Genomic DNA, 26,782 nt, shown 5'->3' with positions numbered 1-26,782 from the left:
GAAAACACGCGGTCGGCAAGTAAATGGGGTGCAGGAATGCGGCTGGGGTTGGAGCAGGGAATGCAACGTCCGGAAAATGAATCATTCAGACCTTACGTAATGGTCGCGCCCAATGGCGCGCGGCGTAGTCACATTGATCATCCGAAGCTGCCTGTTTCGCTGGATGAAATATTGGCGACGGCCCAATCGTGTTTTGATGCCGGTGCACAGGGGCTGCATTTGCATGTCCGTGACGACCAAGGTGCCCATTCTTTGGATGCTGGGCGATACCGAGAAGCGATTGCCGAGTTGAGCCGCACTGTGCCGGAGATGGACATTCAGATCACAACCGAGGCCGCGGGCGTTTTTGATGTCGCGGCGCAGTTTGAATGTGTGAAGCAGGTCAACCCTGGCTGGGCTTCGATTTCCGTCCGTGAAACTGCCCGCGCGCCGGAGCTTGCGGCACGGCTTTATGGACTTTGTGCGGAACAGGGTACACGGGTTCAGCACATCCTTTATGATGCAGAAGATACTGCTTTGCTGGATCAGTGGCGGGACAAAGGGATTGTGCGACAAGAGCAGGCGGATCGCCTGCTGGTTCTGGGCCGCTACACAACAGGTGGAGAATCGACACCTGAAGATATTGATGGTTTCCCGCAAAATCCGGCGCCGTGGATGATCTGCGCCTTTGGGAAACAGGAACATATGTGCCTTGCCGAAGCCGCAAAGCGAGGCGGTGATGTGCGGGTTGGTTTCGAAAACAGCCTGACCGACGCACAAGGTCGAACATGGACAGACAATGCGGCATCGGTAGCAGCGCTGGTCGCAAAAATTGAGAGGATTTTGATATGAGCCATGTATTTCCACGTCACACCAAGGCCGAACTGCCGGTCGCAGCAGGCGGTGACGGATGTTACCTGATTGACGCTGACGGGCGGCGCTATCTGGATTGTGGGGATGCGGCGGTTTCCTGTCTGGGGCACTCCAACCCGGCCGTGATCAAGGCGGTACAGGAACAGGTTGAAAAGATCGCCTTTGCCCATACAGGCTTCATGACCTCGGAACCGGCAGAGGAATTGGCGGATTTGCTGATCGAACACGCGCCGGGTGATCTGGACCGGGTGTACTTCGTTTCCGGGGGGTCTGAGGCCACCGAAGCCGCGATCAAGCTGGCGCGCCAGTATTATCTTGAAATCGGTCAGCCCGAACGCCGGCATGTGATCGCAAGGCGGCAGAGCTATCACGGCAACACTCTGGGTGCGTTGTCGGCAGGTGGAAACGCGTGGCGGCGGGCGCAGTTCGCGCCGATGCTGATCGAGATGACCCATATCGCGCCCTGTTTCGAATACGCTGAAAAACCCGATGGTGAGAGTAGCTTTGACTATGGTCAGCGCGTCGCCAATGAGTTGGAAACCGAGATTCTACGGCTTGGTCCCGATACCGTGATGGCTTTCATGGCAGAGCCGGTTGTTGGCGCGACATTGGGTGCAGTTCCTGCGGTTGAGGGGTATTTTAAACGCATTCGTGAGATCTGCGACAAGTATGGCGTGTTGTTGATTCTGGACGAAGTGATGTGTGGCATGGGCCGGACTGGGCATCTGTTTGCCTGCAACCATGATGGGGTGGCGCCGGACATCCTGTGCATCGCCAAGGGTCTGGGCGCGGGGTATCAGCCGATTGGTGCGATGCTGTGTTCCGGTGCAATTTATGATGCGATCCGGGATGGGTCCGGTTTCTTCCAGCACGGACACACCTATATCGGGCACCCGGTTGCGACGGCTGCTGCCTTGGCTGTTGTAAGGGAGCTGACTAACCGCGATTTGCCGACCCGAGCTGGCGTGATGGGTGAAAAGCTGCAATCAGCGCTTGAGGCTGCGTTTGGACAGCATCCGAATATTGGCGATATCCGCGGCCGGGGGTTGTTCCGCGGGGTGGAACTGGTGGCCGATCGGGAAAGCCGCACGCCTTTTGACCCTGCGCTGGGTGTCGCGGGAAAGATCAAGAAGGCCGCTTTGGCCGAAGGGCTGATCTGTTACCCAATGTCCGGAACGCGCGACGGTAGGAAAGGTGACCACGTCCTGCTGGCACCACCCTTTATCATCGAGGACGAGCAGATTGATGAACTGGTCGCAAAACTAAGCAAAGCCATCCAGGTTTCGCTGCCGGCCTGATCAAGTCAGAGAATTCTCAGAGGGCCGTGCCTTCCATGGCCCTCTGGTAATGCGCATTGAACGCCATGATCGGGTGTTCTGATTGCGATGAACACGCGTCATCGACCACCAGTGCCCCAAATCCGATCGCGCCACTTTCCAACCCTTTCTGAACCGAATCCACAATCGGGCCATCTTCGGCAAAGGTGGTGTTGCGGTGTTGCAGGATGATCTCTTGTTCAACGGCGTTCGGTTCGGATTCGGGCAGCCACCAGTCAACTTCGATCTTGGTTTTGTTCACACTGACCGGGGTCCAGCGATAGGTGTTCACGATCCCACCGGGGTAAACTTGCAGGGCAAAAAGAGGAAAGAACCACCAGGTCAGGAACTTGTCCGTGCGCGCTTCGGGGTCGGCGACATAGCTGTAGGATTTCTGACTGTCCGGACGGGCCGGGCTTGCATGGCGAATGCCGTAATCATGGCCGCGCGTCCGGTACTGGTCCGGATCGACCACACCAGTTGTCAGAGTCTTGTGAACCACAGCGCAGTGATAGCATTCGTTGAAATTCTCGGCGACGACTTTCCAGTTCGCGCTGGCCAACCGTTCCGTCCGGTCCGCTCGTTTATAGTTGGGAAGGTTGGGCGCGTATTCAGCGATTTCGCCAAACGCGCTTTCGGCCAGTTCGGCCATTGGCCGGGCGTCCGGGTCCAGGTTCAGCAGAATGAGTCCGAAGAACAGTTCAACCTGAACCGGGCGCAGCTTGTACCGGTTTTTGTCGAAGCCCGGAAACGCGGTGGCATTCGGCGCGGCGCGCAACTGTCCGGTCGTGTCATAGGTCCATGCGTGATAGGGGCACGTCATCTTTTTGGTGCAACCCTTGCCATTCAGCAATTCATGGCCGCGATGAACGCAAACATTGTAAAAAGCGCGGATATCGCCGTCCTGGCCCCGAATCACGATCACTGAGACGCCGCTGATGTCTTCGACAACATAGTCACCGAAGTTGGGGATGTCGGTTAAATGGCCTACCAAATGCCAGGACCGCCTGAATATCCGGGTGCGTTCCTGGGAAAAAACGGCCTCATCGCAATAGGCCTGCGTCGGCAGCGATTGATAAACGCCGCCCGCGAATGACATTTCACCCATCGTTACCTCCCCTTTATCCGGCACCTCACGCTTAACCGCATTGCGATTCCGCGCATTCCAGTTTTCGCCAGCGCGCGGTCGAAATCAGATCGCCTGAAATCGACCTATTGTCGCTTTCCAGCCTTAAAGATTTGCGGACGGGGACAGGTGTGTACAAATCGCGAGGATTGAATTTTCGGTGAACAAAAAACCCTGCCAGAGCAACTCTGACAGGGTTTGAAATTGGTTGCTTGCAGAACTTATTTCTGCGGAAGCGGGCCGATCATCATGATCATCTGACGGCCTTCCATCTTCGGCATGTTCTCGACCTTGCCGATTTCCTTGATGTCTTCGGCAACACGCTCCAACAGCTCGCGACCCAGGTTTTGGTGCGCCATCTCACGGCCACGGAAGCGCAGGGTGACTTTGACCTTGTCGCCCTTTTCCAGAAACTTGACGACGTTCTTCATCTTGACGTCGTAATCATGCGTGTCGGTGTTGGGCCGGAACTTGACCTCTTTCACCTCGATGATTTTCTGCTTCTTGCGGGCTTCGCTTTCGCGTTTCTGCTGTTCGTACTTGAACTTGCCGAAATCCATGATTTTGCAAACCGGAGGATTGGCATTGGGCGAGATCTCGACCAGATCAAGTCCGGCATCAGCGGCCATCTGCATAGCTTTGGCGGGATGAACCACCCCTACGTTATCACCGTCAGCGCCGATCAGGCGGATTTCAGGGGCACGGATCTTTTCATTGACGCGCGGTCCGGTGTCTCTCTGCGGCGGCGCGTTGTGGGGTCTGCGGGCTATGGGTTCATTCCTTTGATGATTGCAGAATTTCGAGACCGGAATTTAGACCGGTGCGAAAGGCGTTTCAAGCAGCATAAAGGCCGGAAAACACGAAAAACCCGCCTTTGTTGGCGGGATTGAGCTGGCCGGGTCGTCAATTACCCGGCCAGCTCCAAAGATCAGCCGACAAAGGCTTTTTCGATGACGAATTCCTTGGGGTCGGAATTTGCGCCTTCGCGCAGTCCAAACTCTTCCAGAATTTCCTTGATATCGAGGTTGAAAGCCAGGCTGCCGCAAACCATCGCGCGGTCGGTTTCGGGTTTGATTCCGCCATCGATGCCCAGATCGGCAAATACGGTGCCGTCTTTCAGCAGGTTGGTGATGCGGCCCATCTTGGGGCTCTCTTCCCGGGTGGTGGTCGGGTAGTAGCGGATCTTGTCTGCAAAACCTTCGCCGATCAGTTCTGCCAGCAGTTCGTCCTGGCGGATGCTTTCGATCAGCTGGCGGCCGTACTCCAGTTCAGCCACTTCACGGCAGGTGTGCGTGATGATGACCTCATCATAATCCTCATAGGTCTGCGGCTCGCGCAGCAGCGAAGCGAAGGGCGCGAAACCAGTGCCGGTGGCAAAGAACCACAGGCGTTTGCCGGGCAGCAGCGCGTCGTGCACCAGGGTACCAACGGGCTTGGGGCGAAGGATGATCTGGTCGCCGGGTTTGATGTGTTGCAGCTTCGAGGTCAGCGGACCGTCCTGCACCTTGATCGAGTAGAACTCGAGTTCCTCGTCCCACGAAGGCGAGGCGATGGAATAGGCGCGCAGCAGCGGCTTTCCGTTATCGCCCAACAACCCGATCATCACGAATTCGCCCGAACGGAACCGCAGCGAGGCAGGGCGCGACACCTTGAAAGAAAACAGGCTGTCGGTCCAGTGTTTCACGTCAATTACAGTTTGCGCGTCCGGCAGGACGGGGGCCTTTACGGCAGTTACTTCGCTCACGGGCTTCATCTCTGTCATCGTTTACCTGCCGGTCTGCTAAACCGACATCTCCGTTTAATCGTTGATCCAAGTCAGGAAAAGGGGACAGATTGCCCCCTTTCTGTCACAAGCTGGCGATGTGCGGCCTTAACCGCGCAGGCGGGCCTGATAGTTGTTCTCATTCCAGTTGGCGCGGGCAAGCCACTGATCTTCGGGCTGACGGGTGGCAAGGCCATCATCAATCTCGACCTCGTCAAAGCCACTGCGCCGCGCCATCGCGTATTGGTCTGCCAGAACGTGCCCCTTGGCGCGCAGACGCCCGGTATAGCCTTTCAGGCGCAGGGTGCGGGCGATGGTAAAGCCGCGGCCATCTGCGAAGGACGGGAAATCGACCCGCACCAGTTCGGCTCGGCCAAGACGATCGTAGAGTTCATCCGGGTCGGTGTCTGAACTTACATCCAGGGCAACCACGTCATTGGCGGCATCATCCAGCGAAACAAAGCCGTCGGTCCAATCATCGGGGGAAAACCCCTGATCCGTTACGATTACATTCATTGCTTTTCTCCAACACGCACCATCTTGCCGTCGACAAAATGGATGCCGCATTCTTCCTTGTTCTGATCGCGCCAGCGTCCGGCGCGGGGGTCTTCGCCCTCTTTGACCGGCGAGGTGCAGGGCGCACAGCCGATCGAAGGATATCCTTTTGCCACCAGCGGATGCCGGGGCAGGCGGTTTTCGTCCATGTAGGCGCGCACATCTTCAGGTGCCCAATGCGCCAGCGGGTTGACCTTGATCCGGCCTGTTCCGTCCTCGACCTCGAAAAAGTCGAGCGCGGCGCGGGTGCCGGCCTGAAACCGTTTGCGCCCGGTGATCCAGCCGCAATAGCCCATAAGAGCCTTTTGCAGCGGGAATGTCTTGCGCAGGTTGCAGCACGCATCCGTGTCGCGCAGGCGCAAGGCGCCATAGGGGTCATCGCGCAGGATGTCTTCATCGTCCGCCCTGACGATCCGAACGTTTCTCAGTCCAAGACGCTCGCTGACCTCCTGCTGATATTCCAGCGTTTCGGTGAAAAGCATCTGAGTGTCGATGAACAGGACAGGCGTTGCCTTGTCGACAACAGCGGCCATGTGCAGCAACACCACCGATTCCGCCCCAAAGCTTGACACAAGGGCAAGCTCATCGATCTCTTCAATCGCGCCATGCATCACGTCGTGTGCACTGTGGTGGCGGAATCGGGCGTTGAGGTCCTCGACCCGTTCAGTCAGTTCACTTCGGTCTTTACCCAGTTCCGTCTGGATCAGGTCAAGCGGCATTGGCCTGTGCCTCGGGGTAAAGCGCCGCCTTGAACGGCGCCATGCCAACGCGGCGGTATGTTTCCAGGAACGTCTCCTCTGCGCTTTCACGCTGGTTCAAGTAGGTTTCAACGATGCGTTCCACGGCGGGGACGATCTCATCGTAAGCAAAGCCCGGACCAGTTCGATCGCCGATGGCCGCGCTTTCGGTGGCATCACCGCCCAGAGTGATCTGGTAGTTTTCGACGCCGGCACGATCCAGACCCAGGATGCCAATGTGGCCCACGTGGTGGTGACCACATGCGTTGATGCAGCCTGAAATCTTGATCTTCAGGTGGCCGATATCATGCTCGAGCTTCAACTCGTCGAAGCGGGTTGCAATCTCTTGCGCAACCGGGATCGAACGAGCCGTCGCCAGCGCACAGTAGTCCATGCCGGGGCAGGCGATGATGTCGCTGATCAGGCCAATATTGGCGGTGGCCAGTTCGTGTTCCTTCAGCTTCGCGTGGACCGCAGGCAGGTCCGATTTATGGACATGCGGCAGGATCACGTTCTGCTCATGGCTGATGCGCAGTTCGTCATAGGCGAACTCTTCGGCCATATCGGCCATGACCCGCATCTGCTCGGCCGTTGCATCGCCCGGCGTCTGGCCGTGCTTCTTGATCGAGATGGTGACAATCGCGTGGTCTGCGTTCTTGTGCGACGCGATGTTGGTATCGACCCACGAGCGGAAAACCGGATCGTTGGTGTAGGCGGATTCAAACGACGCAACCGAACCCTCTCGGAAGGCAGGGGCAGCGAAATGGGCCTTGATTTCGTCCAGCAGCGACATGTCCGCGCCTTTGAACTGCGGGCGGACCTTCAGGAACCGCTCGTTCACCTTAGCACGGATGGCGTCGATGCCATGCTCATGCACGGTGATCTTGATGCGCGCCTTGTATTTGTTGTCGCGGCGGCCGATCTGGTTCCACACGGAAACGGTGGCTTCGAGATAAGCCAGCAGGTCGTCAAAGGCGACGAATTCGGACAGTTCCTTGCCAATCATTGGCGTACGGCCCAAACCGCCACCCACGATGACACGAGCCCCCAGAACGCCGTCACGCTCGACCAGTTGCAGGCCGATGTCATGCGCCTTAATCACGGCGCGGTCGTTTTCCGAGCCGGTGATGGCGATCTTGAACTTTCGGGGCATGAACTGGAATTCCGGGTGGTCGGTCGACCACTGGCGCAGCAGTTCGGCATAGGGGCGCGGGTCGGCGACCTCATCCGCGGTGGCACCGGCGAAATGGTCGGCGGTCACGTTGCGGATGGTGTTGCCCGAGGTCTGGATGGCGTGCATGCCAACCTCTGCCAACGCGTCCAGCATGTCCGGCACGTCGTTCAGTTTCGGCCAGTTGTACTGGATGTTCTGACGGGTGGTGAAATGGCCATAGCCCTTGTCCCACTTTTCGGCCAGTAGGGCCAGCTGACGCATCTGAGCGCTGTTCAGCGTCCCGTAAGGGATCGCCACACGCAGCATGTAGGCGTGCAGTTGCAGATACAGGCCGTTCATCAGGCGCAGAGGTTTGAATTCGTCTTCGGTGAGCGAGCCGTCGATGCGACGCTCGACCTGCGCGCGGAACTGCGCGTTACGTTCTGCCAAAAATGCTGTGTCGAACTCGGAGTAGCGATACATGATTAGCTGTCCTTAGTTGCAGCCCCGAACCATGGGGCCTTGTAGGGGAGAGTGAGGGGCCAGAGGTCAGGCCCGGGGCTGCGGGGAAGTTTCCTGTTTGCCGTGGGCATAGTTGGACGGACCAGTCCGGCGGAAGTCTTCCCGAAAATGAGTGGGCTTGGGGCCGCGTTCGCCAGCGACCACGTCGGCCAGATAGGCGCCAACGATGGTATTCGCCTGACGTGCGGCATCCAGCAGACGCACCTGTGCGTGAGCTTCGTCAGTAATCAGTTCAGCCTCGGACAGATCGCGTGACCAGCGATCGTCTTCAGTCAGATAAATGACGTCTCCTTCCAGCAGGTCGTTGGCTGTAACCACTTTGGGTGTAAAAGCGCGGGCCATCAGGCAAGCTCCTTGTTGAATTCGGTCAGGGCCTCGGCTGCACGGCGCGGTGCGAGGCCATAAAAGGTCAGTGCGGGGCCGTCCATTGCGGCGGCATGCAGATCGGTGGGCAATTGGTCCAGCGTCGTGGACAGCACCCTTTGGCCTGGGCGCGACGCGTTTTCGACGATGGTGACAGGGGTTGCGCGGTCAGCACCGTGCATGATCAGACGGCCCTGAATGAAACGGGCGGATTTCTTGCCCATATAGATTGCAGCCACGGAACCGGGACGCGCCAGTGCATTCCAGTCGTGATCGGCAAAACCCTTCATGTCGTGACCCGTCAGGAATCGCACCGAGGAATTGCGACCACGACGCGTCAGGCTTTGACCGATGCCAGCAACAGCCGCAGAGGCGGCAGTGATGCCGGGAATGATCTGCCAGGAAACACCTGCAGCCTCGACCGCTTCGATTTCTTCATCCAGACGTCCGAATACAGTTGGGTCCCCCGACTTCAGGCGGACCACGCGCTGACCCTTCAGTGCGTAGTCCACCAACAATGCGTCGATGTCTTCCTGTTTCCATGAAGGTCCAAAGCCGGCCTTGCCAACATCGACCAGTTCAGCGGTCTTGCCGGCCAGCGCCAGAATTTCGGGGCTGATCAGGCGGTCATGCAGAACGATATCCGCACGCTCAAACGCGTTCAGCGCCTTAAGCGTCAGCAATTCCGGATCACCCGGACCTGCGCCGACGAAATCGACGTGCCCTGTATCCGTATATGTGTGCGATTGCCGCATCTGAGGATCTCGACCTGTGTTTGACTTGACCCTCAATATAGGAAATATTCCCGAAATAACGCCATATGGGCGAACAAATAAGAACATACGTTCCAAATAGGATGGGCTTTGGGACGCGGGTTCCGGAAATGGAAGGAAATTGGAATGTCGGTGCGGATTGATGATACGGATCGGAAAATTCTGGTTGAGCTGCAACGCGACGCCAGTCAGTCACTGGATGAAATCGCTGCAAGGGTCGGCAGTTCCAAGACACCGGTCTGGAACCGAATCCGAAAACTCAAAAGCGCAGGGGTCATTGGTCAACAGACAGTGTTGCTGGATGCCGAGGCACTGGGGTTCGAGGCGACGTTCTTTGTTCTGATCCGAACTTCCGAACATGAGGCCGAGTGGCAGCGAAAGTTCCTAAAGGCGCTGCGGGACCGTCCAGAAGTGCAGGAGGCGCACCGCCTTGCTGGGGACATCGACTACATCCTCAAGGTACGCGTCAGAAATGCCCGCGCCTATGACGATTTTTATCAGACCCTGATCTCGGAAGTGCGGGTGCACAACGTCACGGCTCTTTTGTCGATGGAAGAGATCAAATCGACGACGATGCTGCCGCTGGGTGCGTTGGTAGTTGGTTAACGAAGTGGGGGGGCGCTGCCCCCGCCGCGCTGCCGCGCGTCTCCCCCGGGATATTTGGGGCCAGATGAATAAAGGATCCGGATTTCATCTGGCTATAAATATTCCCGCCGGAGCGATAGCGCATTATGCGCTATTCAGTCAGCATGTTCTGGAACTCAGACGTGAACAAGCAGCCGGGTAAGCCCATGAAAGTGATAGCTGTTCGAATACTCCGGCTGTGCCGACAGTCGTAATTCTGGCACCCGCTGAAACAACACCTGCAGTGCGATGCGCATCTCGAGACGGGCCAGCGGGGCGCCGACGCAAAAGTGCAGGCCGCCGCCGAAACTGGTGTTTGTGACAATGGGCCGGGTTGGATCGAAGGTGTTCGGTGCATTCCAGACCGCGGGGTCGCGGTTTGCGGCACCCAGCAACAGCGCAACCTCATCGCCACGGCTGAAGCGGTGATCAAAGATCTCCACATCCTCATAGGCATAACGCGTGAACATGTGCAGTGGGGGATCATATCGCAGAATTTCTTCAACGGCGGCATCGTTATCGTCGGGCGCAAGTGGACGGAATCCGGTTTGCAACAGGGTTTTCACCCCGTTCCCCAGGGAGTGAACCGTGGCCTCGTGCCCGGCGTTCAGCAACAGGATGCAAGTGGCAACCAGTTCGTCGCGGGACAGTTTTTCTCCGTCCTCTTCGGCCGCAATCAGGCGCGTGATCAGATCGTCGCGGGGATCGCTGCGGCGCTGTTCGATATAGCGGGTCAGAAAATCGGTAAATTCCTGTGCGGCCCTGGCCGCGTTGTCCTCGGTCTGGTGATTCCGGCTGGCCTGATACATCGCGACCATGTTATGCGACCATCGCAGCAACTGTGGTGAAATGTCCTCGGAGACGCCCAGAAGTCGGCAGATCGTAATGACCGGTACCTGAGTGCAATAGGCGTACAGAAGGTCGAACTCTGTCGCGGGGAACCGGTCCATCAGGGTGTGGCAAAGCTGCTCGATCGAAGGCGCCAGGGACGCGATTGAACGTGTGGTGAAGGCGCGCATGACGAGGGCGCGCAGCCGCGTGTGCCGTGGAGGTTCAGCTTCAAGCAAGGAATGCGCTTCGACATTCAACCACGGCGCCAGATGGGCTGGCCCGGGTTCTTGCAATTCTGCCGGAACCTCTCGGCCAAACCTCCGATCCTTCAGCAGGGCCTGCACAGCGCGATAAGAAACAGCGGCCACTTTGTTGTAGTCACCCCAATACACAAGGTCGCCGTACTGGCGCGCCTCGTCATAGAATGGGTAGGGGTTCTGCACGAAGCCGGGCTCGACCGGCGATTGAAAAATCGTCTTCATGCGGCGCAGACTTGCCATGAGGCGCGTCGAATGCAAGACCCTATGTCATGTATCGAGTCTGGGTGATCCTTGGATTTCTGTTTGTCGTCGGACTGTTGTCTGCCGGGGTCTGGTCCTACGCCTATCGTCAAGCCCTGTCGCAACTGAGCGAAAAGGCCGAGGCAGATCTTGAACTTGCAGCAGACCGGCTGAGCACGCAGATGCAGGTGTATCAGGAACTCGCGGTCCTGATGGCCGATCATCCAGCCCTGCACGAGTTAGAAACCCCGGCAGACAGGCTGGCGGCCCGGTCCCTGCTGCTGGATGTGTCCGACAAGACTGCTGCAGTGAACATGATGTATTTGGATTCCAACGGGCAGGTTCTGGTCGCGGCCCAGCCGGTAAGGCAGCCCGACATGGCCGGATATCCTGCTTTTGAGCGCGCCATGCAGGGGGCCATGGGAAGTGCCCATGGGGCCCTGCCGGAAAGCGGTGATCGGATTTATTCCTATGCGGCTCCGACCTTTGGACCGTCGGGGCAGGTTGAGGGTGCTTTGATGGTTGTCGCGGACGTGCAGGATGTTGAGCAAACCTGGCGCGGCAGCACCGAAGCGGTATTCTTCGTGGATGCGGAAGGCGTTGTCTTCATCTCGAACAGGTCCGATCTTCTGTTCTGGCGGCGCGCAGAGGGACAACAAGGGCTTTCACCGCCGGATGGCGGCACGGTCGATTTCAGCTCGACCCGGGTCGCCGGGCATGAATTGTGGACGCTGAACTGGGGGCGTTATTTGCCCCGTCACGCGCTGCACCTGACGCTTGACCTGCCGGTTATCGATATGACGGCCGAGGTGCTGGTGGACGTAGCACCGGCCCGGCGCTTGGCGGGATTACAGGCCGCCGCAGTTGCCGCAATCTGTCTGGCCTTTGGGGCGTTACTTTTTCTGGCAACTGAGCGCAGGCGCACATTGGCCGAGGCAAACACTGTTCTGGAAAGCAAAGTCGCGCGGCGGACCCGTGATCTGACGGATGCAAACCTGGCCTTGCGGCGCGAAGTGTCCGAGCGGATGGAAGCGGAAGCCGCACTGAAGCGCGCGCAATCTGATCTGGTGCAGGCCGGAAAGCTGAGCGCGTTGGGGCAAATGTCAGCCGGTATCAGCCACGAGTTGAACCAGCCGCTTATGGCCATTCAGCAGTTTGCGGATAATGGCGCCGCGTTCATGGAGCGCGGTCGGAGTGAAAAGGCCCGCGAAAACCTGGGGCGTATTTCAGAAATGGCGGCGCGTATGGCCCGTATCATCAAGAACCTGCGCGCCTTCGCCAGAAATGAAAGCGAACCGATGGGAAAGGTGGATCTTGTTCAAGTCATCAATACAGCCGTCGAACTGACCTCGGCACGGTTGCACGCTGAAGGGGTCACAGTGGATTGGCAGCCCGATGTTGAACCGGTCTTCGCCTGGGGTGGTGAGGTTCGGCTTGTTCAGGTTTTCGTCAACCTCATCAACAACGCCGCAGATGCCATGATCGAACAGGACGATCGATATATTCGCATATGGATCGACACCGATGCGCGAGTATCCGTCACCGTGCGCGACAACGGTCCGGGAATCGAGGATCCCGAAAAGCTGTTTGAACCCTTCTATTCGACCAAGGCCGTTGGTTCGTCCGAGGGGATGGGGCTGGGCCTGTCGATTTCTTATGGGCTGGTTCAGAGTTTCGGCGGCGACATTCGGGGTTACAATTCGCAGAGTGGCGCGTGTTTTACTGTCGAGCTGGATTATTACGAGGATGACAAGGCCGCATGATGCACAAAGTCCTACTGGTTGACGACGATGCGGCGGTTCGGGACGCCCTGGCGCAGACGCTGGAACTGGCCGATTACGCTCCGATTCCAGCAGGGTCATTTGTGGCCGCGAAGGACCATATCCAGGCCGAATTTCCCGGTGTCATCATCTCGGACATCCGCATGCCGGGGCGAGACGGGTTTCATCTGCTGAATTACGCGCATGAAATCGACCCCGATCTGCCGGTCATACTTCTGACCGGAGAGGGCGACATTCCGATGGCGGTGCAGGCCATGGGGCAGGGTGCTTTCGATTTCCTTGAAAAACCCTGTGCCGCTACCGACCTTCTGGCGGTTCTTAAGAGGGCCATTGAAGCCCGTGCGCAGGTTCTGGAACAGCGCGCGCTAAAACGCGAATTGGAGCGGGGCGATCCCGCCGCCCGATTGTTGTTCGGACTGTCCCAGCAGGCCGAAGCTCTGCGCGAACGTGTCCGCACCGTAGCCCCGACCAACGCCGAGGTTCTGGTAACCGGGCCGGCTGGAAGTGGAATATCCAAGGTTGCCGAAGTGGTCCATATGATGTCGCCGCAGGCGCAGGGGCCCTTTGTCAAGCGGCCATCCTCGGGTCTGACCGCGGCGGAGCTGGTGCAGGTCTGTCATGACGCCGCTGGTGGCTCGCTGTTTCTGGATGAAGTGTCGGCCATGCCCGAGGCCACGCAGTACGCCGCGCTTGAGATTGTCGAGCAGGGCGCCGGGGTCCGCATTCTGGCGGGCACCACAGCGGACCTGTCGGCATTGTCTTCGCAGGGCCGCTTTCATGCGGATCTGTTCTATCGCCTTGACGTCATGAGGGTGCGCATCCCGTCGCTGGCAGAGCGTCCCGAGGATATTCCGGTGATCTTTCGCCACTATGTCGCGCAGGCCGCTGAGCAGGCGGGGATTGCCGCGCCCGAGATCACCTCGGAACATCTGGCGTCCTTGATGGCCAGCGACTGGCCGGGCAATGCGCGGTCGCTGATGTCCGCTGCGATGCGATTTGTTCTGGGAATGCCCGAAGATGTGGCGCAGGCTGCTGATCTGGGGCTGAGCGAGCAGATGGCGCGTGTCGAACGTTCGCTGCTGATAACCGCCTTGGGTCGGCATAACGGGAAGGCCACGGAAGCGGCGCGTGCACTGAAGCTGCCGCGAAAGACGTTTTACGACAAACTGGCACGCTACGGCATCCGCCCGGAAGACTATCGGCGGTGACGCGGCCGTGCGGCCCAGCTTCACCTAAAAATTCTACGGTTATGCGCGCTTGGCGGAGTATCCCCCCCCAAGGGAGCTGCTACCGGTGCGAATCTCCGGGTGTTTGATTCGGAACTCGTGAGTCGCTGTAGTGCGGAAATCCGCACAGTGCGCCAAACGTCTGTGCGGATTTCCGCACATGGCTTCTTGGAGAACCTGAAGTTTCAGGTATTCAGTTCATATAAGTATCTAATAAAAAACAATAGAATATCAAAAGAACAGCTATGAAACAAAAAGTTGTGAGAAGAGATTTGATTCGGTTCACTTCGCGTCATGGGGCGCTGGAAGAGTGCCCGATGAAGGGTTCTAGGAAGTCTGGGAGGACAATACAGATGAAAATCCTGACAACAGCTGCAACCGCACTTGCGCTGACTGTGACGGCTACTGCCGGGATGGCGGCGTGCGAAGATGGCGAAATTGTCGTTAAGTTTGCACACGTGACCAACACCGACAAGCATCCGAAAGGTATCGCTGCTTCGCTGCTGGAACAACGCGTCAACGACGAGATGCAGGGCGTCATGTGCGTGGAGGTCTATCCGAACTCAACGCTCTACAATGACGACAAGGTTCTTGAGGCGATGTTGCAGGGCGACGTTCAATTGGCCGCGCCGTCGCTATCGAAGTTCGAAAAGTTCACCAAACAGTTCCGCCTGTTCGACCTGCCGTTCATGTTCAAGAATATCGACGCCGTGGATGCCTTCCAGGCCTCGGCGGACGGTCAGGCGATGAAAGACAGTATGCAGCGCCGCGGCCTGCAGGGTCTGGCCTTCTGGCACAATGGCATGAAGCAGATGTCGGCGAACAAACCGCTGGTTGACCCATCTGATGCGGATGGCCTGAAGTTCCGGGTTCAGTCTTCGGACGTTCTGGTTGCGCAGATGGAAGCCATCGGTGGCAGCCCGCAGAAGATGGCATTCTCGGAAGTTTACGGCGCGCTGCAGCAGGGCGTTGTGGACGGACAGGAGAACACCTGGTCGAACATCTACGGCAAGAAGTTCTTCGAGGTGCAGGACGGCATCACCGAAACCAACCACGGTATCATCGATTATCTGGTGGTGACGTCGGTCGACTGGCTGGACAGCCTCGAGCCGGAAGTGCGTGATCAGTTCCTGACCATTCTGAGCGAAGTGACCGAGACCCGGAACAAGGAAGCCTTTGCCGTGAACGAAGCGGCCAAAGCCTCAATCACGGACGCCGGTGGAATTATTCGCGAACTGAACCCTGAACAACGTCAGGCCTGGGTCGATGCAATGAAGCCCGTTTGGGACAAGTTCGCTGATGACGTAGGTCAGGAAAAGATCGACGCCGCTCAGGCAATCAACGCCGGGTTCTGATCCCGGTCAAGGCCGCGCGTCAGGGGACTGGGGAGTTATCGACGCGCAGGCCGGGCGGGCCGAAAAGGCCCGCCCCAATCCTTCTCAACAATAAAAATGTGGGGACAGATAGATGTCTGGTGCGAAATCCGGCCATGGCGGGCTGGTCGACCATATCGAAGAAACCATGATTGCGTTGCTCCTGGGCCTGATGACGGCCGTTACATTTGCAAATGTGATCGCGCGTTTCTTCTTTAATTCGAACATATTGTGGGCGCTTGAACTGACAGTGTTCATGTTTGGCTGGCTGGTGTTGCTTGGCGCATCTTATGCGGTGAAGAAGCACGCGCATCTGGGGGTCGACGCCATCCTGAATATGCTGGCCCCGGCGCCGCGCCGCATACTGGCGCTGATCGCCGTAGCGTGCTGTCTGGTGTTTTCGCTGCTGCTGCTGAAAGGGTCGTATGACTATTGGGCGGTGTTTGCCGACCTGCCACCCACATCCGGACGCTGGTTCCCGACAGGGTTCGATACCGGAGCGCGCAGCCAGAGTTTCTACGAGGTTGACGATATTCCCATGGTCGCGCCGCTGCGCTTTCTTGAGGGCCTCATCAACTATGGCGAGGAATACGAGAAGCTTCCCAAGGTGGTGCCGTATCTGGTGTTGCCAGTTTCCATGCTGCTGCTGGTGATCCGCTTTTCGCAAGTCGCAGTGCAAATCTGGCGCGGTGAAACCGATCGTCTGGTCGCCAGCCACGAAGTCGAGGACGAGATCGAAGAAGTCCGGGCTCAGCAAGGAGAGCATGACTGATGGATGTAGTTCTTCTTTTCTCGATGGTCATTGGCCTGCTGCTGATCGGCGTTCCGATCGCGGTTGCACTTGGCCTCAGCTCTACTCTGTTCCTGCTGATCTATTCCGACAGTTCGCTCGCTTCGGTTGCTGGTACGCTGTTTGAGGCGTTCGAGGGGCACTTCACTCTGCTCGCGATCCCGTTCTTTATCCTGGCGTCGTCCTTCATGACGACAGGGGGCGTGGCACGCCGGATCATTCGCTTTTCGATTGCCTGTGTGGGCCATTTGCCCGGCGGGCTGGCGATTGCGGGCGTTTTTGCCTGTATGTTGTTTGCAGCCTTGTCGGGGTCATCCCCTGCAACGGTGGTCGCCATCGGTTCGATCGTTATCGCTGGAATGCGACAGGTTGGATATTCCAAAGAATTTGCGGCCGGTGTGATCTGCAACGCAGGAACCCTGGGTATCCTGATCCCGCCTTCTATCGTCATGGTGGTTTATGCAGCGGCAGTCGAGGTTTCGGTCGGCCGCATGTTCCTGGCAGGCGTCATTCCGGGCCTGTTGGCCGGTTTGATGCTGATGGTCGCAATCTATGTGATGGCGAAGGTCAAGAACCTGCCTAAGGGCGACTGGAAAGGCTGGGGCGAGATATTCGCATCAGCGCGTGAAGCTGGTTGGGGCCTGTTCCTGATCGTGATCATCCTGGGCGGCATTTACGGCGGCATCTTCACGCCGACCGAAGCTGCAGCGGTGGCCGCGGTTTATGCGTTCCTGATCGCCTGCTTCGTCTACAAGGACATGGGACCGCTAAGCAGCGAGGGTGACGCGCAGAATATCTCACTGTTGAAGAAACCCTATGCACTGGTCACGGCGCTCTTTCACCCGGATACAAAGCACACGCTGTTCGAGGCTGGAAAGCTGACCGTCACACTATTGTTCGTGATTGCCAACGCACTGATCCTGAAACATGTGTTGACCGACGAACAGGTGCCGCAGCATATCGCCAGCGCAATGCTGTCGGCAGGCCTGGGACCGGTTACGTTTTTGATTGTGGTCAACGTGATCCTACTGATCGGTGGTCAATTCATGGAACCCTCGGGCCTGCTCGTCATCGTTGCGCCGCTGGTGTTCCCGATTGCCATCGAACTGGGCATCGATCCGATCCACCTGGGCATCATCATGGTGGTGAACATGGAGATTGGAATGATCACGCCACCGGTCGGCCTGAACCTGTTCGTGACCTCGGGTGTTGCGGGGATGCCGATGATGGGCGTTGTGAAGGCCGCGCTGCCGTTCCTTGCGGTGCTGTTCGTCTTCCTCATCATGGTGACGTACATTCCGTGGTTGTCGACCTTCCTGCCCAATACCTTCATGGGGCCCGAAATCGTGACCAATTAGACAGCGTCTACATGACAACGCAAAAATCGGGCGGCGCGATCCGCCCGGTTTTGTCTTGAAGAACAGAATTGAGTGACTATCTGCCACTCAGAGGACGACCTCCCCAAAATGGGAAATTCTCCGGGACGGCCCGGGCAAAACGAGGTCTCTCATATGCCCTGGATCATTCTGTTAACTGCCGGACTGCTTGAAATCGTCTGGGCCTTTGCCATGAAGCAATCGGCCGGCTTTACCCGGTTTTGGCCCACCGCGATTATGGGCGTGTCGATGTTGGGATCGTTCGCCCTGCTTGCGCTGGCAATGCGCACGCTGCCATTGGGCACAGCTTATGTCGTCTGGACAGGGATTGGCGCCGTTGGCGCGTTTCTGGTCGGTATCCTGTTTCTGGGCGAAGCGGTAACCGCCACGCGCATTTGCGCGGCGGTTTTGATCGTGGCGGGGATGATCACGATGAAGCTTGCCTGATCAGGCGTTTTCCAGCGCTTCGATGATCCCCGAGAAATCTGCGGCTTTCAGGCTTGCGCCGCCAACCAGCGCACCATCGACATTGGAGACGGCGAAAATATCTGCTGCGTTGCTGGGCTTTACCGAACCGCCATAAAGCAACCGGACCGAGCGCCCCACACCTTCGCCAAAGCGGCGCTCCAGACGCGCGCGGATAAAGTCGTGGACCTCTCCGATCTCGTTGAGCGTGGGAACTTTTCCGGTTCCGATGGCCCAGATCGGCTCGTATGCGACGATGAGGTTCTCACCGGTCGACTGATCCGGAATGGACCCCGACATCTGGCCGCCAATAATATCAAGCGTATTGGCGGCTTCGCGTTGTTCCAGACTTTCACCAACGCAGATAACGGTCTTAAGACCGGCGTCCATCGCGACGCGGGCTTTGGCACGAATGTCCTCATTCTGTTCGGAATGATCCTCGCGTCGTTCCGAATGCCCCAGAATGACGGTCGTTGCGCCAGCGTCGACCAGCATGTCGGCGCTGATATCGCCGGTGTGGGCGCCGTTCGGGGCCGCGTGGCAATCTTGGCCGCCGATAGTAATGCCGGTTCCCTGCGTCGCCTGCGCGGCGCGGTGAACCAGTGTGGCCGGAGGGCAGATCAGAATATCGACAGTTGGGGCAGGGTGGGTGCTGGCCAGCACCTCAAGCTCGCCCAGCGCTTCGCTGGTTCCGTTCATTTTCCAGTTTCCAGCCGCCAACTTGCGCCGCATCCCTGCACCTCTTCATTTTGACATCATTTCATTTTCGGATAGCACCCTACGCCCCACCTGACAATTCCGCGCAAGGGGTGCTGGACGGTCAAACGCCGGAAATTCCGTCTGCGCCAATACATACGGCACACCTGTTCAATAGGTGGCCGGAAACCCGGGAACCTTGGGGAGAATGTTGATGCGACGCACAGACGCCTTATCGCTGTTCAGTCAGCGCCTCGTCGAACTTGATCGACTCGCCGCAGCCGCATGCATCAACAACATTTGGATTGCGGAACTTGAAGCCGGACTCCAACAGAGTGACCTCGTAGTCGATCTCGGTCCCGAACAGAAACATTTGCGCCATGGGTGCAATCATGACCCGTGCACCGTCCTGTTCGACAACTTCGTCGTTAGGGTCCGCCTGATCCACATAGTCCATGGTATATTCCATGCCGGCGCATCCGCCTTTTTTCACGCCAATGCGCAGCCCGGCATGTCCGGCCGAGGCCATCAGACGAGCAATCTGCTCGGCCGCCTTGGGCGTCATGGTTACAGCCTGTTTGCCAGGAATGCCAAACATCAGGGGATCTCCGTCGTCGCGTTGACACTAATTTAGGGCTTTCGATCACCGGGCTCAAGTGAGCGCGGCCTATGAATGCGAAGATTTACTTTGAAACAGCCGGTTTGCGGGCACCGGTCGCCTTGCACCAGCGCCGCTGGCCGGATTAGCCTGATCCGGAGGGGCAACAGATATCCGTCCTTTGGTGCAACAACAATCACGAGGTTTGCAAATATGGCAGTGCGGTCAAAATATCTGAAATCAAATGCGCCGCTGGCGCTGTTGGGGCTGAGTTTTGCCGTTTTGGCTGGCACTGCGTGGGCTGCGTCGGACGGGCCCAGACACCCTGTCAATTGCGCAACCGCTGAAGGCGATCTGCGCGCGATTGCCTCAGAAAAGAAGCATGCCGAAGACAAGCAGTTGGAAAGTGTGGCGGCAATTACGCCTGCGGGCGCATTGCTTGGACTGGTTACCGGCACCGAAGGCAAAAGACTGCAAATGCTGTCCGGAGATTACGTCAAGCAATTGGACGATAGGGCAGCAGAGATCAAATCGACCTGCGGCAATCAGTAAATTGCAGTTTACCCTGAACGTTCTGGACCGCCCTCGGGCAAGAGCGGTCCAATATTCGGGCCGGAGATTTCAAGGAGGGCAGGCGATCCAGCAGCCCGTGCGAGCGACAAATGGAATGCACTATTTCGTCGACACACCGATTTGTTGCGCAGGTGTATGAAAGATTTGCTACAGCTGTGTAACAGTTGGATGACTTTTTGAGGACAACAGATTGTTTTTTGAAGATAATTCTCTGGTCACATAAATCCGAGTTCCAGTCGGGCTTCGTCAGACATCATTTCCATTCCCCAGGGTGGCTCCCAGGTCAGTTCAACGTCGACTTCCTTGATGCCGGCAACAGGCTCAACGGCTTCAACGATCCAGCCCGGCATGTCTCCGGCGACGGGGCAGCCCGGTGCGGTCAGGGTCATGATGACTTTGACTGCATTGTCCTCGGCAATCTCGATTGTGTAGATTAGCCCGAGATCATAGATATTCACTGGAATTTCAGGATCATAAACCGTTCGGCATGCCTCGACCACGGCCTCGTACAAGGGGTGTTCGATGGTCGAAGGGGCAATCAGCGGCGTGCCCTCAAACTGTTCACTGGGATGCGTCATTATTGCCTCGGGTTTGTTACCTGAGAAAATATATAGGGAAAGGCCGGACCAGCGTCCAGTGCGGCAATGGCGCCCGCCTTGGGCGCCACCCCCGTTCAGTCATTGATATCGTGGTTGAACGTTTTGACCTGACCATGAGGCAGCGCGAATATGCGCCGAAGAACCAGCCAGGACACCAGCGACAACACCGCGAAGATCAGCAACAGTATCGGCAGCGAGGGTGTAAGCCCCGGCAAAATCAGCAGGATACCCGTGATTGCGGCACCGATGGCAAAGCCAAGAAAGATGAAACCCGGCAGCACGATTTCAAGGATTCCCAAGGCCAATGCGGCGGCCATCCAGATCCACCAGGTCAGCCAGAAGGGATCTGCCATCATTTTGCTCCTTTCAGCATCTTGAACGCATCACCGAAAGCCTCAAGGGCGTTTGCCGGCACGACGATCGTCTGTTTTCCGGTCCCGTTGCCCAATGCGTTAAGCGATTCGACCTGTTTCAGAGCGACCTGATATTGAGCGGCCTCGATACCGTTGTCCTGAATTGCCTTGGCAACGACACCGGTCGCATAAGCCTCGGCTTCGGCTTGAATACGCCGGGCCTTGGCGGTTTGTTCCGCCGCATAAAGTTCGGCATCTGCCTGCAGTTCAACAGCGCGTTTCATGCCTTCGGCTTCGGTTACCTGAGCCCGGCGCGCGCGTTCGGCATTCAGCTGCTGCAGCATGGCGTCACGGGTCGCTTGGTCCAAATTAACGTCCAGAATTTCGGCGCGGGTCACTTCGATCCCCCAGTCATCGACGGCTGTTTCGACACTTTCCTGGATTTGGGAGATCAACTGGGCGCGGTTCGACTGTACTTCATCCAGATCCATTTTACCGATTTCAGCGCGCACGATACCTGCCACCGTGGTCGCAATCGCACCGTCGACATCACGGATTCGGTAGACTGTCTTTTCAGGCTCAAGAATGCGGTAGAACACCGATGTATCGATCTGGACCAGAACGTTATCCTTGGTGATCGCATCCTGCGTCGCGTTTGGAAGCTGACGTTCAAGAATGGATATCTTGTGGCGCGCAACATCCAGGAAAGGAACGATAAAATTGATTCCGGGCCCCAAAACCGAGTGCAGCCGACCGAAGCGTTCAATCACGAACTTTTCGGATTGCGGGACGATCTTAATGCCCTTCAGGATGACGATTACGATTAGGGCCGCCGCCAGCAGGTAAATGATGTTCGATGAAAGCAATCCGATGATTTGATCTTCGGTCATTTCTGTCCTCTTTATTGTGTACTATGGTATACACTTGGGGGTTGAGTCGCCCGATTTCAACTCTGGTATGGACAGATTGGACTCGGATGCAAACCAGTGAAGGCGTCGAAGTTCGAGGGAAAACAACAGATGTGTCCGCTTTGCATCCCGCCATGATTGCGGTATCGGGCGCATATGAAACTGATTATCGACACTGATCCGGGAATCGACGATGCGATGGCTATTGCCTACGCCGCCGCCGCGCCGGAAATTGACCTGATTGGTCTGACGACCATTTTCGGAAACACGCATGTGCATCAATCCAGCCGTAATGCGCGGTTTTTGCTGCACAAACTCGGCCTTGATGCTGCAGTCGCGGAAGGCGCAGCCTTTCCGCTTGAGACGGACGCACATGTGCCGTCCGAACATGTCCACGGGCCGGAAGGGTTCGGAGACCTGACGGAGATCCCGCAGATCGGTGAAAACCATCCCCTGCCAGCGGCAGAATTTCTGGTCGAAATGGCACGCGAACACAAAGGCGAACTGGTCGTTTGTGCGGTTGGTCCGTTGACCAACATCGCCGATGCGATGCGCTTGGACCCGGAGTTTTCCCAAAATCTGGGTCGGCTGGTGATCATGGGGGGCGCCGTGTATTGCCCCGGAAACATTACCGCCCACGCAGAAGCCAACATTTACCACGATGCCCGAGCAGCGGATTTCGTTTTTGCGGCCCCCCCGAATACGGTTCTGGTTGGATTGGACGTCACGCTGAAGACCTTGTACCGGGGCGCGGACTTCGATGCGCTGGCCGAAAAGTCAACAGACATGGGCGCTTTTTTGCGCGACATTTCAAAGTTCTACCTCAAGTTCTATAAGGAAGTCGGTGGGCTGGAAGGATGCGGGTTGCACGACTCGACCGCCGTAATTGCATGCTCTCACGAACCGATGTTCGACACGGTCCAGACAGGCCTGCGCGTGATCGTCGGTGGGGAGGAAAACGGTGCCACGCGGCCGGATCCCTCGCGTCCCGCAGTTCGCGTTTGCAGGGATGTCGACGGCGAAGGCGTTGTGGCGTTGTTCACGGAGCGCGTTGTCACTTTGCCCTGACGGGTTGCAAAGGGCAGGCGGATCAGGCAAATCCTGCCCGGTTCAGCGACCCCGAGGCGACACAATGACAGACCGTTTTTCCTTTGACCTAAAGGCCACCGACGGCAAGGCCAGAACCGGTGTGATCCATACCCCGAGGGGTGAGGTTCGCACGCCTGCTTTCATGCCGGTCGGGACAGCCGCGACCGTCAAGGCGATGATGCCGGAAAGCGTGCGCGCGACGGGGGCCGATATCCTGTTGGGCAATACATATCACCTGATGTTGCGCCCCACCGCTGAGCGGATCGATCGCCTGGGCGGATTGCATAAATTCATGAACTGGGAGCGGCCAATTCTGACGGACTCGGGTGGATTTCAGGTCATGTCGCTGGCCGGGCTGCGCAAGCTGACGGAAAAAGGCGTGACCTTCAAATCCCATGTCGACGGATCAAAACATGAACTGACGCCCGAGCGGTCAATGGAAATCCAGCGGCTCTTGGGATCGGACATCGTCATGTGTTTCGATGAGTGCCCAGCGTTGCCAGCCGATCGGGACCGCATCGCAGAATCCATGCGCCTGTCGATGCGATGGGCCGGCCGGTCGCGCGAGGCGTTCGGGGACCGTCCGGGCCATGCACTGTTCGGGATCATGCAAGGCGGGCTGGAACGCGACCTGCGCGAGGAAAGCGCCGAGGCATTGAAGAAAATCGGCTTCGAAGGCTATGCCGTCGGCGGTCTGGCCGTGGGCGAGGGGCAGGAAGCCATGTTCGACTGCCTTGAATACGCGCCGGACTATCTTCCCTCGGACAAGCCCCGTTACCTGATGGGTGTTGGCAAGCCTGACGACATCGTGGGTGCCGTCGCACGCGGGATCGACATGATGGATTGCGTGCTGCCGTCGCGGTCTGGGCGAACAGGGCAGGTTTTCACCCGTCGCGGTGTGGTCAACATCAAGAATGCCCGTCACGCGGACGACCCGCGCCCGCTGGATGAAGCCTGCAGTTGCCCGGCCTGTTCAAACTACTCGCGCGCTTACCTTCACCATGTTTTCCGTTCGAACGAGATGATTTCGGGGATGCTGCTGACATGGCACAATCTGCACTATTTTCAAGAGATTATGCAGGGAATGCGAGACGCTATTTACGAAGGTCGGTTTGCGGCTTGGCAAGGTGACTTTCACGCGCAGCGTGCGGAAGGGGATATTGAGCCTGTTTAGGCGGCAAATCGGGTTGGGTTTCAACAAAATTCGTGGATATGTCAGCGCGACGCCTTGCAGTCGGTAAATCATCCGGTCATTCTGATTGCCGACAAACGGCGATGAGGTTGAAAACAGGCGGTCAGCGCCCCACCTTTATCGTCCAAGACAGGAGATGGCCAAAGGTTGCCTTTCTAGGGACCAGTGCCGTCTTGCCAATGATAAGGATTGAGCATGCAAGAGCCTCTGAATTCCTCATACCCCGTACTGCCTTTGCGCGACATCGTGGTTTTTCCGCACATGATCGTGCCGCTGTTCGTGGGGCGGGAAAAATCCGTCCGTGCACTGGAAGAAGTGATGCAGGACGACAAGCAGATATTGCTGTCCAGCCAGATTGATCCGGGTGACGACGATCCCACCATCGAAGGGATTTACCAGTCCGGTGTTCTGGCGAACGTTCTGCAGCTGCTGAAACTGCCCGATGGCACCGTCAAGGTGCTGGTTGAAGGGCAGGCACGCGTGCAGATCACCGAATTCCTCGAAAACGACGATTTCTTCGAAGCTCGTGCGGAGTATCTGACCGAGATACCCGGCGATGTGACCACGACCGAGGCGCTGCTGCGCACCGTTGCGGACGAGTTCGAGCGCTATGCCAAAGTGCGCAAGAACATTCCCGAAGAAGCGCTTGCAGCAGTTGGCGAGACAACTGAGCCCGCCAAGCTGGCTGACCTCGTGTCGGGTCATCTGGGCATTGAAGTCGAGCAAAAGCAGGAGTTGCTGGAAACTCTGTCCGTCAGCGAACGGCTCGAGAAGGTCTACGGCCTGATGCAGGGCGAAATGTCGGTTCTGCAGGTCGAGAAAAAGATCAAGACCCGCGTCAAATCCCAGATGGAGAAGACGCAGCGCGAGTATTATCTGAACGAGCAGATGAAGGCCATTCAGAAGGAACTTGGCGATGGCGAAGACGGCAGCAATGAAGTTGCCGAACTGGAAGCCAAGATCGCCGAGACCAAGCTGTCGAAAGAGGCGCTGGAAAAGGCGGAAGGCGAGCTGAAGAAGCTCAAGAACATGTCGCCGATGTCTGCCGAAGCGACCGTTGTGCGCAACTATCTGGACTGGATCCTGTCGCTGCCATGGGGCACCAAGTCCCGTGTCAAAAAGGATCTGGGCCGGGCGCAGGATATTCTGGATGCCGATCACTATGGGCTTGAGAAGGTCAAGGAACGGATCGTCGAGTATCTCGCGGTGCAGCAGCGTTCGAAGAAGCTGAAAGGTCCGATCCTGTGCCTCGTTGGCCCTCCGGGTGTGGGTAAGACCTCGCTCGGTAAATCCGTTGCTAAAGCCACGGGGCGCGAGTTCATTCGAATCTCGCTGGGTGGCGTGCGCGACGAATCCGAGATCAGGGGCCACCGTCGAACCTATATCGGGTCGATGCCGGGTAAGATTATCCAGGCGCTGAAGAAGGCGAAGACCACGAACCCGCTTATCCTGCTCGATGAAATCGACAAGATGGGGCAGGACTTCCGTGGCGACCCGGCTTCGGCAATGCTGGAAGTGTTGGACCCGGAACAGAACAGCACGTTCATGGACCACTATCTTGAAGTGGAATATGACCTGTCGAACGTGATGTTCCTGACCACGTCGAACAGCTACAACATGCCCGGGCCTTTGCTGGACCGGATGGAGATCATCCCGCTGGCCGGCTACACAGAAGAGGAAAAGAGCGAGATCGCCAAACAGCACCTGATCGGCAAACAGGTCAAGAACCATGGTCTGAAAACCAAGGAGTTTGATCTGACTGACGAGGCGCTCCAGAAGATCATTCGCATCTACACCCGTGAAGCCGGGGTGCGGAACCTGGAACGTGAAATCGCCAAGGTGGCGCGGAAATCGCTGACCAAGATCATCAAGAAAGAGGCTGAATCCGTCACGGTGACGCCGGACAATCTTGATGAATTCCTGGGCGTGCCGAAGTTCCGCTATGGTCTTGCTGAGCAGGACGATCAGGTTGGTGTTGTTACCGGTCTGGCTTGGACCTCGGTAGGGGGTGATCTGCTGCATATCGAGGCGCTGAAACTGCCCGGCAAAGGGCGGATGAAGACCACCGGCAAGCTGGGCGACGTGATGAAGGAATCCATCGACGCGGCCTCGTCTTACGTGCGGTCGATTTCACCTCAGATCGGTGTGAAACCGCCCAAGTTCGACACGTTGGATATTCACGTGCACGTTCCGGATGGGGCAACCCCCAAGGACGGTCCTTCGGCCGGTTTGGCGATGGTAACGTCGATCGTATCGGTCCTGACCGGAATTCCGGTGCGCAAGGACATTGCCATGACGGGCGAGGTGTCGCTTCGCGGGAATGCAATGCCGATTGGCGGTTTGAAAGAAAAGCTGCTAGCTGCCCTGCGGGGAGGCATCAAGACGGTGCTGATCCCGGAAGAGAACGAGAAGGATCTGGCGGACATTCCGGATAACGTTAAGGAAGGCCTTAAGATCATTCCGGTCAAGCATGTCTCGGAAGTTCTGGAACAGGCACTTGTTCGCGCGCCAGATCCCATCGAATGGGACGAAGCGGCCGAGGAAGCAGCGGCAGCCGCCGCCAAGGCACCCGAAAGCACCGGACCGTCGGCGACTGCACATTAAGTTACCGGAAGTCAGGGCCGGGATACTGGCCACCTAAGAGAATAT

At 57.6% G+C, this 26,782-nt stretch carries 27 protein-coding genes; 13 read left to right on the top strand and 14 right to left on the bottom strand.

From position 1 onward, the window contains the following. Positions 1–60: 60 nt before the first annotated feature. Together ACR0MI_RS03630 and ACR0MI_RS03625 are read left to right on the top strand one after the other, a co-directional pair. Entirely contained in the window at positions 61–831 is a 771-nt protein-coding gene (locus tag ACR0MI_RS03630; protein ID WP_480440236.1) for a beta-keto acid cleavage family enzyme, read from the top strand. Then, on the top strand, positions 828–2,150 hold the full coding sequence (locus ACR0MI_RS03625; RefSeq protein WP_170616773.1) for an aspartate aminotransferase family protein: 1,323 nt from the start codon (positions 828–830) through the stop codon (positions 2,148–2,150). The genes ACR0MI_RS03630 and ACR0MI_RS03625 overlap by 4 nt, the downstream gene beginning before the upstream one ends. A 16-nt stretch (positions 2,151–2,166) precedes the next feature. Here ACR0MI_RS03625 and ACR0MI_RS03620 read toward each other — a convergent pair whose 3' ends face one another. The 8 genes from ACR0MI_RS03620 to cobA form a co-directional block, all read right to left on the bottom strand. After that, positions 2,167–3,276, bottom strand: coding sequence for an aromatic ring-hydroxylating oxygenase subunit alpha (locus tag ACR0MI_RS03620; protein ID WP_170619009.1), 1,110 nt, complete (start codon positions 3,274–3,276; stop codon positions 2,167–2,169). Positions 3,277–3,515: 239 nt separating this feature from the next. Then, positions 3,516–3,977: a translation initiation factor IF-3 gene (gene infC, locus ACR0MI_RS03615; protein ID WP_321254933.1), complete on the bottom strand. Its 462-nt coding sequence runs from the start codon at positions 3,975–3,977 to the stop codon at positions 3,516–3,518. Positions 3,978–4,222: 245 nt separating this feature from the next. Beyond that, a complete protein-coding gene (locus ACR0MI_RS03610) occupies positions 4,223–5,056 on the bottom strand; it encodes a ferredoxin--NADP reductase (RefSeq protein ID WP_170616777.1) in 834 nt (277 codons plus the stop codon). Positions 5,057–5,164: 108 nt separating this feature from the next. Continuing rightward, a complete protein-coding gene (locus tag ACR0MI_RS03605; protein ID WP_170616778.1) occupies positions 5,165–5,572 on the bottom strand; it encodes a DUF934 domain-containing protein in 408 nt (135 codons plus the stop codon). Beyond that, on the bottom strand, positions 5,569–6,330 hold the full coding sequence (locus tag ACR0MI_RS03600; RefSeq protein ID WP_170616781.1) for a phosphoadenylyl-sulfate reductase: 762 nt from the start codon (positions 6,328–6,330) through the stop codon (positions 5,569–5,571). The genes ACR0MI_RS03605 and ACR0MI_RS03600 overlap by 4 nt, the downstream gene beginning before the upstream one ends. Beyond that, a complete protein-coding gene (locus tag ACR0MI_RS03595; protein WP_170616784.1) occupies positions 6,320–7,984 on the bottom strand; it encodes a nitrite/sulfite reductase in 1,665 nt (554 codons plus the stop codon). The genes ACR0MI_RS03600 and ACR0MI_RS03595 overlap by 11 nt, the downstream gene beginning before the upstream one ends. Before the next feature lie 66 nt (positions 7,985–8,050). Then, complete coding sequence (locus ACR0MI_RS03590) at positions 8,051–8,365, bottom strand: DUF2849 domain-containing protein (protein WP_170616786.1); 315 nt, start codon at positions 8,363–8,365, stop codon at positions 8,051–8,053. Further along, positions 8,365–9,141 (bottom strand): uroporphyrinogen-III C-methyltransferase, encoded by a 777-nt coding sequence (gene cobA / locus ACR0MI_RS03585; protein ID WP_170616788.1) that lies wholly within the window; start codon positions 9,139–9,141, stop codon positions 8,365–8,367. Before cobA ends, ACR0MI_RS03590 begins: the two co-directional genes overlap by 1 nt. Before the next feature lie 144 nt (positions 9,142–9,285). Between cobA and ACR0MI_RS03580 the strand changes: the two genes are divergently transcribed. Next, positions 9,286–9,765 (top strand): Lrp/AsnC family transcriptional regulator, encoded by a 480-nt coding sequence (locus ACR0MI_RS03580; protein WP_170616790.1) that lies wholly within the window; start codon positions 9,286–9,288, stop codon positions 9,763–9,765. A gap of 155 nt (positions 9,766–9,920) precedes the next feature. Here the strand turns inward: ACR0MI_RS03580 and ACR0MI_RS03575 are convergent, their stop codons facing one another. Beyond that, entirely contained in the window at positions 9,921–11,096 is a 1,176-nt protein-coding gene (locus ACR0MI_RS03575) for a cytochrome P450 (protein ID WP_480853635.1), read from the bottom strand. Between the two features lie 47 nt (positions 11,097–11,143). Between ACR0MI_RS03575 and ACR0MI_RS03570 the strand changes: the two genes are divergently transcribed. The 6 genes from ACR0MI_RS03570 (at position 11,144) to ACR0MI_RS03545 (ending at position 18,107) form a co-directional block, all read left to right on the top strand. Beyond that, positions 11,144–12,877 carry an ATP-binding protein gene (locus ACR0MI_RS03570; protein ID WP_170816532.1) on the top strand — a complete coding sequence of 578 codons (1,734 nt, stop codon included), beginning with the start codon at positions 11,144–11,146 and terminating at the stop codon, positions 12,875–12,877. Beyond that, positions 12,874–14,103 (top strand): sigma-54-dependent transcriptional regulator, encoded by a 1,230-nt coding sequence (locus ACR0MI_RS03565; RefSeq protein ID WP_170616794.1) that lies wholly within the window; start codon positions 12,874–12,876, stop codon positions 14,101–14,103. The genes ACR0MI_RS03570 and ACR0MI_RS03565 overlap by 4 nt, the downstream gene beginning before the upstream one ends. A gap of 371 nt (positions 14,104–14,474) precedes the next feature. Further along, on the top strand, positions 14,475–15,476 hold the full coding sequence (locus ACR0MI_RS03560; RefSeq protein ID WP_170616796.1) for a DctP family TRAP transporter solute-binding subunit: 1,002 nt from the start codon (positions 14,475–14,477) through the stop codon (positions 15,474–15,476). Positions 15,477–15,588: 112 nt separating this feature from the next. Then, the gene (locus ACR0MI_RS03555; RefSeq protein ID WP_170616799.1) at positions 15,589–16,266 is read left to right on the top strand and encodes a TRAP transporter small permease; all 678 of its coding nucleotides are present in this window, start codon (positions 15,589–15,591) and stop codon (positions 16,264–16,266) included. Continuing rightward, entirely contained in the window at positions 16,266–17,642 is a 1,377-nt protein-coding gene (locus ACR0MI_RS03550) for a TRAP transporter large permease (RefSeq protein ID WP_170616801.1), read from the top strand. The genes ACR0MI_RS03555 and ACR0MI_RS03550 overlap by 1 nt, the downstream gene beginning before the upstream one ends. 153 nt (positions 17,643–17,795) lie before the next feature. Further along, on the top strand, positions 17,796–18,107 hold the full coding sequence (locus ACR0MI_RS03545; protein ID WP_170616804.1) for a DMT family transporter: 312 nt from the start codon (positions 17,796–17,798) through the stop codon (positions 18,105–18,107). Here ACR0MI_RS03545 and tpiA read toward each other — a convergent pair whose 3' ends face one another. Continuing rightward, positions 18,108–18,857 (bottom strand): triose-phosphate isomerase, encoded by a 750-nt coding sequence (tpiA, locus tag ACR0MI_RS03540; RefSeq protein ID WP_170616806.1) that lies wholly within the window; start codon positions 18,855–18,857, stop codon positions 18,108–18,110. A 196-nt stretch (positions 18,858–19,053) separates the two neighbouring features. Continuing rightward, complete coding sequence (locus ACR0MI_RS03535; RefSeq protein ID WP_170616808.1) at positions 19,054–19,419, bottom strand: HesB/IscA family protein; 366 nt, start codon at positions 19,417–19,419, stop codon at positions 19,054–19,056. A 213-nt stretch (positions 19,420–19,632) separates the two neighbouring features. Between ACR0MI_RS03535 and ACR0MI_RS03530 the strand changes: the two genes are divergently transcribed. Then, complete coding sequence (locus ACR0MI_RS03530) at positions 19,633–19,971, top strand: hypothetical protein (RefSeq protein WP_170806265.1); 339 nt, start codon at positions 19,633–19,635, stop codon at positions 19,969–19,971. Positions 19,972–20,207: 236 nt separating this feature from the next. On the opposite strand, the gene ACR0MI_RS03525 is transcribed toward ACR0MI_RS03530, so the two are convergent. The 3 genes from ACR0MI_RS03525 to ACR0MI_RS03515 all read right to left on the bottom strand — a co-directional run bounded on the left by ACR0MI_RS03525 (position 20,208) and on the right by ACR0MI_RS03515 (position 21,834). Then, on the bottom strand, positions 20,208–20,570 hold the full coding sequence (locus ACR0MI_RS03525) for an SUF system Fe-S cluster assembly protein (protein ID WP_170616812.1): 363 nt from the start codon (positions 20,568–20,570) through the stop codon (positions 20,208–20,210). 95 nt (positions 20,571–20,665) lie between these two features. Next, positions 20,666–20,944 carry an NfeD family protein gene (locus ACR0MI_RS03520; protein ID WP_170616814.1) on the bottom strand — a complete coding sequence of 93 codons (279 nt, stop codon included), beginning with the start codon at positions 20,942–20,944 and terminating at the stop codon, positions 20,666–20,668. Next, a complete protein-coding gene (locus tag ACR0MI_RS03515) occupies positions 20,944–21,834 on the bottom strand; it encodes an SPFH domain-containing protein (RefSeq protein ID WP_170616816.1) in 891 nt (296 codons plus the stop codon). The genes ACR0MI_RS03520 and ACR0MI_RS03515 overlap by 1 nt, the downstream gene beginning before the upstream one ends. 174 nt (positions 21,835–22,008) lie before the next feature. Here ACR0MI_RS03515 and ACR0MI_RS03510 point away from each other — a divergent pair, with 174 nt between their 5' ends. The 3 genes from ACR0MI_RS03510 to lon all read left to right on the top strand — a co-directional run bounded on the left by ACR0MI_RS03510 (position 22,009) and on the right by lon (position 26,737). Continuing rightward, positions 22,009–22,920 (top strand): nucleoside hydrolase, encoded by a 912-nt coding sequence (locus tag ACR0MI_RS03510; RefSeq protein ID WP_170616818.1) that lies wholly within the window; start codon positions 22,009–22,011, stop codon positions 22,918–22,920. Between the two features lie 64 nt (positions 22,921–22,984). Continuing rightward, positions 22,985–24,115: a tRNA guanosine(34) transglycosylase Tgt gene (gene tgt, locus ACR0MI_RS03505; RefSeq protein WP_170616820.1), complete on the top strand. Its 1,131-nt coding sequence runs from the start codon at positions 22,985–22,987 to the stop codon at positions 24,113–24,115. Between the two features lie 213 nt (positions 24,116–24,328). Further along, complete coding sequence (lon, locus tag ACR0MI_RS03500) at positions 24,329–26,737, top strand: endopeptidase La (protein ID WP_170616822.1); 2,409 nt, start codon at positions 24,329–24,331, stop codon at positions 26,735–26,737. Positions 26,738–26,782: the final 45 nt, after the last annotated feature.

The organism is Ruegeria sp. D4 (genome assembly GCF_056534475.1).
The sequence above is the reverse complement of the archived record's forward strand: the minus strand, read 5'-3'. Positions and strand labels throughout refer to the sequence as shown.